General features: G+C 64.3%; 8 protein-coding genes and 2 pseudogenes. 1 reads left to right on the top strand and 9 read right to left on the bottom strand.

Features of this window, described 5'->3' with window-relative positions; translation table 11 throughout:
- Positions 1–172: 172 nt before the first annotated feature.
- From G3436_RS00895 to G3436_RS00870, 6 genes and pseudogenes are all read right to left on the bottom strand, one after another.
- Complete coding sequence (locus tag G3436_RS00895) at positions 173–826, bottom strand: HAD family hydrolase (protein ID WP_163940423.1); 654 nt, start codon at positions 824–826, stop codon at positions 173–175.
- A gap of 24 nt (positions 827–850) precedes the next feature.
- On the bottom strand, positions 851–1,840 hold the full coding sequence (locus G3436_RS00890; RefSeq protein ID WP_163940421.1) for an ABC transporter ATP-binding protein: 990 nt from the start codon (positions 1,838–1,840) through the stop codon (positions 851–853).
- A gap of 1 nt (position 1,841) precedes the next feature.
- On the bottom strand, positions 1,842–2,639 hold the full coding sequence (locus tag G3436_RS00885; protein WP_163940419.1) for an ABC transporter permease: 798 nt from the start codon (positions 2,637–2,639) through the stop codon (positions 1,842–1,844).
- Complete coding sequence (locus G3436_RS00880; RefSeq protein ID WP_163940427.1) at positions 2,626–3,459, bottom strand: ABC transporter permease; 834 nt, start codon at positions 3,457–3,459, stop codon at positions 2,626–2,628. Before G3436_RS00880 ends, G3436_RS00885 begins: the two co-directional genes overlap by 14 nt.
- Positions 3,460–3,464: 5 nt before the next feature.
- Positions 3,465–4,271, bottom strand: coding sequence for an alkaline phosphatase family protein (locus tag G3436_RS00875; protein WP_163940417.1), 807 nt, complete (start codon positions 4,269–4,271; stop codon positions 3,465–3,467).
- A gap of 105 nt (positions 4,272–4,376) precedes the next feature.
- A pseudogene (locus G3436_RS00870) lies at positions 4,377–5,439 on the bottom strand (ABC transporter substrate-binding protein).
- 334 nt (positions 5,440–5,773) lie between these two features.
- On the opposite strand from G3436_RS00870, the pseudogene G3436_RS00865 reads away from it, so the two are divergent.
- Positions 5,774–6,486: pseudogene (locus G3436_RS00865) on the top strand (UTRA domain-containing protein).
- Here the strand turns inward: G3436_RS00865 and G3436_RS00860 are convergent.
- From G3436_RS00860 to G3436_RS00855, 3 genes are all read right to left on the bottom strand, one after another.
- The gene (locus tag G3436_RS00860) at positions 6,483–8,645 is read right to left on the bottom strand and encodes a mechanosensitive ion channel domain-containing protein (RefSeq protein WP_163940425.1); all 2,163 of its coding nucleotides are present in this window, start codon (positions 8,643–8,645) and stop codon (positions 6,483–6,485) included. The pseudogene G3436_RS00865 and the gene G3436_RS00860 sit on opposite strands and share 4 nt — an antisense overlap.
- Positions 8,646–8,692: 47 nt before the next feature.
- Positions 8,693–8,857, bottom strand: coding sequence for a hypothetical protein (locus tag G3436_RS26955; protein ID WP_178116273.1), 165 nt, complete (start codon positions 8,855–8,857; stop codon positions 8,693–8,695).
- Positions 8,858–9,039: 182 nt separating this feature from the next.
- Positions 9,040–10,329 (bottom strand): M18 family aminopeptidase, encoded by a 1,290-nt coding sequence (locus G3436_RS00855; RefSeq protein WP_163940415.1) that lies wholly within the window; start codon positions 10,327–10,329, stop codon positions 9,040–9,042.
- Positions 10,330–10,390: the final 61 nt, after the last annotated feature.

Genomic DNA, 10,390 nt, shown 5'->3' with positions numbered 1-10,390 from the left:
TTGCGGAACTGGCGGGTAATCAGGTCTCGGGCAAGCTGGTGCTGGTGATCGACGGAAGCCTTGTGTAAGGCCTAAGGGCCCCTTCGCTGGCAAGCCAGCTCCCACAGGTACACCACTGCCCTTGAGAACAGTGATGAACCTGTGGGAGCTGGCTTGCCAGCGAAGCTTTTTTTCAGGCCCAGTGCAGAATCGGCCAGCCGTGCTGCTCGGCCTGCTCGCGCAACACCGGGTCGGGGTTCACTACATGTGGGTGGTCCACCTTCAACAGCAAAGGCAAATCGTTGCGCGAATCGGAATAGAAACTCGCCCCCTCCAGGTTCTCTTCCTCCTGATCCAGCCATTCCAGCAACCGCGTGATCTTGCCTTCATGGTAGGTCAGGGTGCCGACGGTGTTGCCGGTGTACATCCCGCGAGCCACCTCAAGGTCGATCCCGAGGTATTCGTCGATCCCCAGGCGCGCGGCAATCGGCCCGACCAGGTGCACCCCCGAGGCCGAGATGACCAGGACCCGATCACCCGCCTTGCGGTGCGCGGCGATGGTACGAGTCGCCTCGCTGAAGATGATCGGCTCGATGAAATCCTCCACCCACGGCTCGACCAGATGCGCGACTTCCTCTGGCGTGCGCCCGATCAGCGGCTCCAGGCTGAAGGTCATGTAGTCCTCCATCGCCAGGTGCCCCTTGCCGTAGGCCTCCATCAGCTCGCGGTCCTTGCGCAGGAACGACTCACCGTCGACCCAGCCCAGGCGCACCATCTGCTCGCTCCACAGCGAGGCGCAGTCGCCATGGATCAGGGTTTCATCCAGATCGAATATCGCTAAAGCCATTTCAACAAAACTCCTGTGCAGCCCTCAGGCGACTTCGCAGAGGGCAGTGGGATCGATGGACAAGGATACCCGTTCGCCATCGGCGTGCAGATCGGCCGCTGAACGATTGAGCACATCCACCACCAGCTCCACGCCACGTGCCTCGATGCGGTAGCGGATCACATTGCCCAGCAGGCTGTGGCTGCGCACAAGGCCCTCGCGCTCGCCGTGCAGGCTCAGCGCGATGGCCTCCGGGCGAATCGCCAGGCGGCTGCTGACAGGGCGCTGTAGCAGGCGGCTGGCGCTGCCGGCATCGAGCAGGTTGTAGTTGCCGATGAAGCCGGCGGCAAACGCATCCACGGGTGCGGTGTAGAGCGACTCGGCATCGCCGCTCTGCACGATGCGGCCCTGGTTCATAAGGAAGATGCGGTCCGACAGGGTCAGCGCTTCCTCCTGGTCATGGGTCACGAAGATCGTGGTCAGGCCCAGCTCGCGCTGGATCTGGCGGATCTGTTCGCGCAGGTGCTTGCGAATGCGCGCATCCAGCGCCGACAGCGGCTCGTCCAGCAGCAACAGGCGCGGCCGCGTCACCAGCGAGCGGGCCAGGGCCACGCGCTGGCACTGGCCGCCGGAGAGCTGGTGCGGGTAGCGGCCGGCAAAGTCCTGCAGCTCGACCATGCGCAGCGCTTCGAGCACGCGGGTGCGGCTGTCTTCGCCCTTGACCTTCTGCATGCGCAGGCCAAAGGCGACGTTCTGCTCGACGCTCATGTTGGGGAACAGCGCATAGCTCTGGAACACCATGCCGATGCCGCGTTTTTGCGGGCTTTGCGGCACCAGGTCGTGGCCGTCGAGCAGGATCTTGCCGCTGTCCACTGCGGTAAGGCCGGCGATGCAGCGCAGCAGGGTGGATTTGCCGCAGCCGGAGGGGCCGAGCAGGGTGACGAACTCACCGCGCTGGATTTCGCAGTTGATGTCGTTGAATACCGTGCTGGTACCGTAGCTTTTTTGCAGGTTCTGGATGCTGACGAAGCTCATTTCAGGTCTTGTCCTTGTTCAGACGGTTGGCTGCCCAGGTCAGCACCAGCACGAAGAGGAAGTAGGAAATCACCAGCGCGCTGTTGAAGTGCCCGCTGCTGTTGCGCATGTTGTTGAGGTACACCTGCAGCGTCTCGTAGCGGGTGCCCACCAGCAGGTTGGCAAACACGAACTCGCCGAACAGGAACGAGAACGACAGCAGCAACGCCACCATCAGGCCCTTGCGCAGGTTGGGCAACACCACCAGGAACGCGGCCTGCCAGGTGTTGGCGCCGAGCAGTTGGGCCGCGTCCATCAGGTCACGCAGGTTGATCGCCTGCAGGTTGTTGGTGATGGCGCGGTACATGAACGGCAGGGCCACGGTGAAGTAGCAGCCGATCAGGATCCATGGCGTGCCGACCATCGCCATCGGCCCCGAGCCGTAGAGCTGCAGCAGCCCCACCGAGGACACCACCGGCGGCACCGCGAAGGGCAGCAGGATCAGGATGTTCATCAGCGCATCGAGTTTGGGGAAGTGGTAGTGCACCACGAACAGCAGCGGCAGGATCAGCAGCACCGACAGCAGCAGCGCGCCCACGCACACCAGCAGCGACTGGCCGAACGCGGCCAGAAAGCGCGGTTCGCTCCACAGCGCCACGTACCACTTGAAGGTCAGACCGCTGGGCAGCAGGCTCGCCGACCAACTGGTGGACAGCGAGTAGAGCAGGGTGCCGGCCAGCGGCAACAGCAGGATCACGAACAGCACATACACCACCACACGGTGGTAGAGGCTGGCCGAGCCCGATTCAGCGCGAGACATGGTAGCTCCTCTTCAACAGCCATTGGTGCACCAGCGTGACCAGGGTCATCAGCCCCACCAGGATCATCGCCAGCGCACTGGCCAGGTTCGGGTCCAGCGAAATGTCGCCCGACACCAGCGCGGCGATGCGGATCGGCAGCACGTTGAAGTTGCCGGTGGTCAGTGCATACACCGTGGCGTAGGCGCCCAGGGCGTTGGCCAGCAGGATCACGAAGGTACCCAGCAGCGCCGGGGTCAGCACCGGCAGGCCGATCAGGCGCCAGTAGTCCCAGGCGCTGGCGCCCAGCAGTGCGGCCGACTCGCGCCAGTCCTCGCGCAGTGCATCGAACGCCGGGTACAACAGCAACACGCCCAGCGGTATCTGGAAGTAGGTATAGAGGATGATCAGCCCGGTCTTGGAGTAGAGGTTGAAGTCCTCGATGATCCCGGCCTGCTTGAGCAGCAGGGTCAGTGCGCCGTTGAAGCCAAGCAGGATGATGAAGGCGAACGCCAGCGGCACCCCGGAAAAGTTGCTGGTCATGTTGGCGAAGGCGTTGACGAAGTCACGCAGGCGCGAGTCCACCTTGCGCAGCGAGTAGCTGCCCAGGATCGCGATGAGGATGCCGAACAGGCTCGACCAGAAGCTGATTTCCAGGCTGTGCTGGATGGCCTGGCGGTAGAACCTGGAGCTGAACACCTTGCTGAAATTGTCCAGGCCCCAGCCGCTTTCGGCTTGCAGGCTGTGTACCGCCACCCAGGCCAGCGGGGCGATCTGGAAAATGATGAAGAAGACGGCGAAGGGCAGCAGGCACAGCAGCGCCAGCCATTTGCCACGGGTGATCGAGTTCACGTGAGCAGCTCCCGGCACACAGGCTTGTCATGGGCGATGCCAAGCAGCTCGCAGACGGTGCCGCACAGTTCGGTCTGCAGCGGCTTGGCCGCCGGGTCGAGGCTGAACGCATCGCCGAATACGAACAGCGGCACTTCACGCTCTTCGGGCAGCAGGCCGTTGTGCGAGCGGTCGTTGTTCATGCCGTGGTCGGCGGTGATCAGCACCTGGTAGCCGCTGTGCAGCCAGCCGCTCAGGTAGTCGGCCAGCAGGATGTCGGCGCGGCGTGCGCTGTTGCGGTACTGGCTGCTGTCCAGGCCGTGCCTGTGGCCGGCGTCGTCGATGTTCATCGGGTGCACCAGCAGGAAGTTCGGGGTGTGCTTGCGGCGCAGGTATTCGGCGTCGGCAAACAGATGCGAGTCGGGGTAGTGGTCGGCGTAATAGAACAGGCCGTGCTGGATCGGCAGTTCTGGTGCATGGGTATGACGGTCGCGCAGTGGCTCGAAGGGCGCGCGGTTGTACAGTTCGCTGACCCAGTGATAGGCCGCCGCGGCCGTACTCAGGCCGGCATCGCGGGCGTAGTGGAAGATGCTGCGCTGGGTGGACAGGCGCGTGACGTTGTTGTGCACGATACCGCTGTCGATGGGCGGCACGCCGGTGAGGATGCATTCGTAGAGAGGCCGCGACAGTGCCGGCAGCTCGCATTCGAGGCGGTACAGGGCGGCGCGGTCGGCTTCGACGTAGGCGTGCAGGTGGCCCATGGCGTGGTGGGCCACCTGGTAGTTGAGGCCGTCGAGTACGACCAGGATGACGTTGTGGTTCATGGGGTCTCCGGTGTGCTTGATGGCCTCTTCGCTGGCAAGCCAGCTCCCACAGGTTCTTGTGAACACCGCAGAACCCTGTGGGCGCTGGCTTGCCAGCGAATGGGCTCACTCCATTTCGATGATGACCTGCTCCTGCCACTTCTGCGGCAGGGCCTTGGAGGTGGCTTCCCACGCCGCCGCATCCTTGATCGGTTGCGCCGCCTTGTACTGCTCGTTGGGCAGCAGCTTGGCCTGCACCTCGGCCGGCAGCTTCAGGTGCTCGGCACGGATCGGCCGCGCATGCCCGATGGCCAGGTTGGTCTGCCCGGCATCGCTGAAGATGTACTCGCGGGTCAGTTTGGCCGCATTCGGGTGCTTGGCGTATTTGTTGATGATGGTGGTATAGCCCGACATCACCGTGCCGTCGGACGGAATCAGCACTTCGAAACGCTTGGGATCGATCTGTTCGCGATAGCTCAGGCCGTTGAAGTCCCACACCACGCCCACCTCGATCTCACCCTTCTCCAGGGTCTGGATGGTCGGGTTGGCCAGCGACAGGCGCTTCTGCTGGGCCAGCTTGGTGAACAGTTGCAGGCCCGGCTCGATGTTCTTCTCGTCGCCCTGGTAGGCAATGGCGGCGGCCAGCACGCCGTTGGCAGCCTGCGCCGCCGTGCCGACGTCGCCGATGGCGACCTTGTACTTGCCTTTTTCCAGGTCGTGCCAGGTCCTGGGAATGTCCGCTTCCTTGACCAACTGCTTGTTGATGATGAAGGCGATGGTGCCGGTGTAGGCCAGCGCCCAGTGGCCATCCTGATCCTTGGCCCAGCTCGGTACCTGGTCCCAGGTGCTGGGCTTGTACGGCTGGGTCACGCCCTTGCTGACCGCGATGGGGCCGAAGGCGCGCCGACGTCACCGATGTCGCGCTGGCGTTGTCTTTCTCGGCATCGAACTTGGCCACTTCCTGGGCCGAGCTCATGTCGGTGTCCATGTGCTTGAGGCCGTACTTGCTGGCCAGGTCGGCCCAGGTGCCTTTCCAGTTGGCCCACGCATCGGGCATGCCGACGCTGTTGACGGTGCCTTCCTTGCGGGCGGCGTCCTCAAGGGCCTTGAGGTCGGTGTCGGCGGCCATGGCCGAGGTGCACAGGGCAATACTGGTGCCTAACAGTGAGGCCAGGAAAAGCTGTTTCATCCGAAGCTCCTTGATGGGTGCCGTGCAAAACGCTGAGGGGTTGCGGTTCGGTTGGTCTAGGTCAGCAATACCTGAGCCAAAGTAGGCCGGTTGCATGACAGTTTCATGTCGCCAGGTGGCAGTGGCGGCCTTGAAAATACAGCGTAGACCAGATTCAAGTGCTTGATCCGCAACGCCTTGAGCGCCTGTGCCCGGGGCTCTGGGAGACCGTTGGGCGGTGCTGTCATGTGCCGTTCACATGGATTGCCTAGGCTTTTGTTTTTCACCCGCGTGTTGCCGATGCGCCGTTGTGGCCCACGGCATGCGCTGGACTAGTCCAGGAAGGTAACCGTTGATGCGCCCACTGCCTGCCCGTGCGGTAACCGCGATCTGCCATGCCTTGCAGGAGCAGATCGAGCATGGCCTGCTGTCGCCCGGTTGCAAGCTGCCGGCCGAGCGCAGGCTCAGCGAGGTGTTCGACACCACCCGTATCACCCTGCGCGAGGCACTGGTGCAACTGGAGGCGTGCGGGTTGATCTACCGCGAAGAGCGGCGGGGCTGGTTCGTGGCGCCGCAGCGGCTTGTCTACGACCTGATCGAACGCAGCCACTTTCACGCGATGGTGCGTGACCAGGGGCGTCAGCCCAGTACCCAATTGCTGTCGGCCCGCCTGCAACCGCGCCTGCAGCCATCTGTGCACGCTTGCTGCTGCCGGCGCTATCCAGCGTGATCCAGATCTGCCGGTTGCGGCGTATCGACGGGCGCGCGGTGCTGTACGCCGAGCATTACCTGAACCCCGAGTACTTTCCCGGGTTGCTGGAGCTGGACCTGAGCCAGTCGCTGACCGAACTCTATGCGCTGCACTACAGCATCGCCTATGGTCGGGTGCGCTTCGAGGTACTGCCCACGGCGCTGCCGGTGGCGGCCGCGATGGAATTGAAGGTATCGGCCGGCAGCCCCGGCCTGCACATCACGCGGGTCAACAGCGACCAGCACGGGCGGCTGATCGACTGCGACCTGGAATACTGGCGCCACGACGCCATCCGCATCAACGCCGACGCCGGCTAGGTGCTGCTGGCGGGCTGCTCCTGCGCGGCGCCAGCGCCGGCGGTCACCACCTGCACCGACAGGCGCGGCGTGGCCAGGTCCAGGCCGGCTTCGTCAAGTTGGCGCTTGAGCGCCAGGTTGAACGCGCGCGACACCTCCCACTGCTTGATCGGCGCGGTCTTGAAGCGCGCGCGCAGCACTGCCGAGCCCGACTCGAAGCTCTCGACCCCTTGCAGCTCCAGTGGCGACCAGATGTTGCGGCGTTGCAGCGGGTCGTTGCGCATCTTCTGGCCCACGTCGCGGATCAGGCTGATGGCCTGGTCGATGTTCATGCTGTGGGGGATGGCGATGCGGAAGATCGCGTAGCCGAACTCGCGCGAGTAGTTCTTGATGCTCTTGATCTCGCTGAACGGAATGGTGTGCACGATGCCGTCGATATCGCGCAGGCGCACGGTGCGGATGGTCAAGCCCTCGACCGTGCCCAGGTGGCCGCCGACATCGACGTAATCGTCGATGGCCAGGGAGTCTTCGATGATGATGAACAGGCCGGTGATCAGGTCGGCCACCAGCGACTGGGCGCCGAAACCGATGGCCAGGCCGATCACGCCGGCACCGGCCAGCAGCGGGGTGACGTTCATGCCCATGTTGGCCAGGGCGACGATCACCGCGATGATGAAGATGGCCACGAACAGCACGTTGCGGATCAGCGGCATCATGGTTTGCGCACGGGCATTGGCCAGGCCCTTGCGCGAGCGCGTGAGGGCATGGTGCACGGCAGTGTCGCTGAGGATCCACAGCAGCCAGGCGGCGATCAGCGTGCTGGCCAGGCCGAACAGGCGCACGGCTACCTCGTGTCCTTCACCTTCGGTGAAGCCGATCAGTGAAAAACCCCACACGCGCAAGCCCAGCTCGATGAACACCAGCCAGATGCCCAGGTGCACGAGGGTGTAGCCGAAGCTCTTGAGGCGCTCGGCGTAGACCGCCTGGCGCCGGTTGGCGCGCTGCGGCTTGAGCGCATGGCGGCGCACCAGGCCGTTGACCACCATGCAGATCACCACCAGTACCGTGCACATCAGCGACTGGCGCAGTGCGGTGCTGGTGTCGCCGGCGGAGATGAACGTGGCGAACAGCGAGATGCCGACCAGCACCAGTGCCGGCAGGTACCAGAAGCTGCCGAGAATCTCGATGGTGTCGCTCAGGGCGCGGCGGGTCAGGCGGCGCGACAGTGGCTGGTTGCGGATCAGGTGGGCAATGGGGCGGCGAAAGCGCAGGATGAACATCCCGGTCGACAGGGCGGCAAGGATGTTGGCCAGGGTCGCCAGGGTATGTGCCAGATGGTCGCCCAGGGCATTGGCCATGCGCGGGTCGTTCATTGCCTCGCCAAAGGCGGCGAAGCTGCCGATCAGCCACAGCGGGCGAAATGCGCGGTGGCGCAGGATGTACAGGGCACGATGGCGGTGGGGGCCGTCGAGCAGGGAGAAGGCAATCACGCAGATGGCCGAGAAGCAGGTGCCGACCACCAGGGCATAGGCCAGCACCATGGCCATCGACTTGCCCAGCGAGGAGGGCAGGGCAAAGCTCAGGTACACGGTGATGATCAGTGCCACCAGCCAGGGGCCGAGCTTGCGCAGGGCGAAGCGCACCAGGTCCCAGGTGCGCGGGTGTTGCGGCAGTTCCTCGGGCAGGCCGAAGCGTACGCGCAGGCGGTGGCCCAGCCAGTTCAGCGCATAGGCCAGCAGGCTCCACAGGGCGATGATGGCGGCAAAGCCGAACAGGATCGGTGCCCATTCCTGTACGGGGACCAGGCGTGCACCGAATTCGATCTGGGCCAGCTCAAGCTCGCGCGACCAGCGGGTGAACGGGCTGGCATCGCCACTGAACTGCTTTTCCAGTTCGCCGAAGGTGCTGCCGATCAGGCCCAGCACGCCTTGTTCGGTGGCCGGCTGGGCCTGCCGGGCTGCATCGCGCAGCTTTTTCAGGTCGACCAGCAGCTTGCTGCGTTGCTGATCGTTTTCGAGGTTCTTGATGACGTCGTCGAGGGATTGCGCGAGGGGTTCGCTGGCTTCGGGCTGGGCTTTGCCCGAGCCGCCGAGCAGGCCCGGCAGGCCGGCCGCCTGGGCCTGGCCGAGGGGTACGAGAAACAGCAACAGCAGGGTCAGACAACGCAGGAAGGCAGGCACCGGACGATCAACCTCGAACACTCAATCGCCCGAGTGTAGAGCATTTGTCAGGTGAGTTTCTCGAGGATCTTCCACACCATGATACCGAGGATGCCCAGCATGCCGATCCACATCATCAGCACGCCGCTGTTGCGCTCGCGCATGCTGAAACCGACGGTGAGCAGGATCAGCCCGGCGATCACCGGGAGGAACATCATTTGAAACTCGGACATGCGCAAGGTCCTTATGCGTAAGGGATGGCTATGGGGTGAGCATAGCGCTAAATGTTTGCGCGCGGGTTGATGGGTGTCAGTGCCAGCCCCTTCGCAGGCAAGCCAGCCCCCACAGAGATTGCAGTGATCCTGGAGCCACTGCTGTACCTGTGGGAGCTGGCTTGCCAGCGAAGCTTTCAACCTCAGGGCAGATCGCGGCTCAGGTAGAACGCGGTCAGTACCTTCACCAGGTGCGCCAGATCCTGGCTGCCGCACAGCTCGCGGATCGAGTGCATGGCAAAGGTCGGCAGGCCGATGTCCACGGTGCGCACACCCAGGTGGCTGGCGGTGATCGGGCCGATGGTCGAGCCACAGCCCATGTCGCTGCGCACCACGAAACTCTGCACCGGCACTTCTTCGGCCATGCACAGGTGGCGGAAGAACCCGGCTGTCTCGCTGTTGGTGGCGTAGCGCTGGTTGTTGTTGACCTTGATCACCGGGCCGGCATTGAGCTTGGGCCCGTGGTTGCCGTCATGCTTGTCGGCGTAGTTGGGGTGCACGCCATGGGCATTGTCGGCCGACACCAGCAACGAGCGCTGGATCGCCCGCACGAAGTCGTCGCCGTCGGGCAACAGGCGACGCAGGGTCTGCTCCAGCATCGGGCCGTCGGCGCCACAGGCCGAACTCGAACCGACCTCTTCGTGGTCGTTGCACACCAGCACGCAGGTTTCGTCGCTGTCGGCGGCGAGCAGGGCCTGCAGCCCGGCGTAGCATGACAGCAGGTTGTCCAGGCGGGCGCCGGCGATGAAGTCGCCATGCAGGCCGATCACGGCCGCGTCCTGGGTGTCGTAGAAGCTCAGCTCGTAGTCCAGCACCACGTCGGCGTTCAGGCCGTGTTCGCGGGCCAGTTGCTCGGTGAGCAGGGCGCGGAAGTCGACACGTTCGTCACCGGCGACCTGGGCCAGGATCGGTGGCAGTTCGGTTTGCGGGTTGATCGCCCAGCCTTCGTTGGCGCCACGGTTGAGGTGGATGGCCAGGTTCGGGATTACCGCGATCGGCAGCTTGAAGTCGATCAACTGGCTTTCGACCTTGCCGTCGCGGCGGAAGGTCACGCGCCCGGCCAGGGACAGGTCGCGGTCGAACCATGGGGCCAGCAGGGCACCGCCGTAGACTTCCACGCCCAGTTGCCAGAAGCCCTGGCGTTGCAGTTCGGGCTGTGGCTTGACGCGCAGGCACGGGCTGTCGGTGTGGGCGCCGACCAGGCGAATGCCGTCGAGCAGCGGCGAATGACGGCCGAGCTTGATGGCGATGATCGAGGAGTCGTTGCGGGTCAGGTAGTAGCGGCCACCGGGCACGGTGGCCCAGCTGTCACGTTCGTCCAGGCGCTGGTAACCGGCGGCCTCGAGGCGCTGCGACAGGCTGGCGGTGGCGTGGAACGGCGTGGGGGAGGCCTTGAGAAAGTCGATCAGGCCCTGGTTCAGTACATCGCGCATAGGTCACTCCAGACAGCAGTGGCGCGAGTTTAACGTATTGATCACGGATTTGCGTGGGGGC

It is taken from the genome of Pseudomonas brassicae, from assembly GCF_010671725.1.
Classification (GTDB): Bacteria; Pseudomonadota; Gammaproteobacteria; order Pseudomonadales; family Pseudomonadaceae; genus Aquipseudomonas; species Aquipseudomonas brassicae.
The sequence above is the reverse complement of the archived record's forward strand: the minus strand, read 5'-3'. Positions and strand labels throughout refer to the sequence as shown.

Bases quoted from the DNA above. Each gene is read 5' to 3' on its own strand.
- G3436_RS00875 (WP_163940417.1), bottom strand. From the start codon at position 4,271: ATGAACCACAACGTCATCCTGGTCGTACTCGACGGCCTCAACTACCAG.
- G3436_RS00885 (WP_163940419.1), bottom strand. From the start codon at position 2,639: ATGTCTCGCGCTGAATCGGGCTCGGCCAGCCTCTACCACCGTGTGGTG.
- G3436_RS00890 (WP_163940421.1), bottom strand. From the start codon at position 1,840: ATGAGCTTCGTCAGCATCCAGAACCTGCAAAAAAGCTACGGTACCAGC.
- G3436_RS00895 (WP_163940423.1), bottom strand. From the start codon at position 826: ATGGCTTTAGCGATATTCGATCTGGATGAAACCCTGATCCATGGCGAC.
- G3436_RS26955 (WP_178116273.1), bottom strand. From the start codon at position 8,857: ATGTCCGAGTTTCAAATGATGTTCCTCCCGGTGATCGCCGGGCTGATC.
- G3436_RS00855 (WP_163940415.1), bottom strand. From the start codon at position 10,329: ATGCGCGATGTACTGAACCAGGGCCTGATCGACTTTCTCAAGGCCTCC.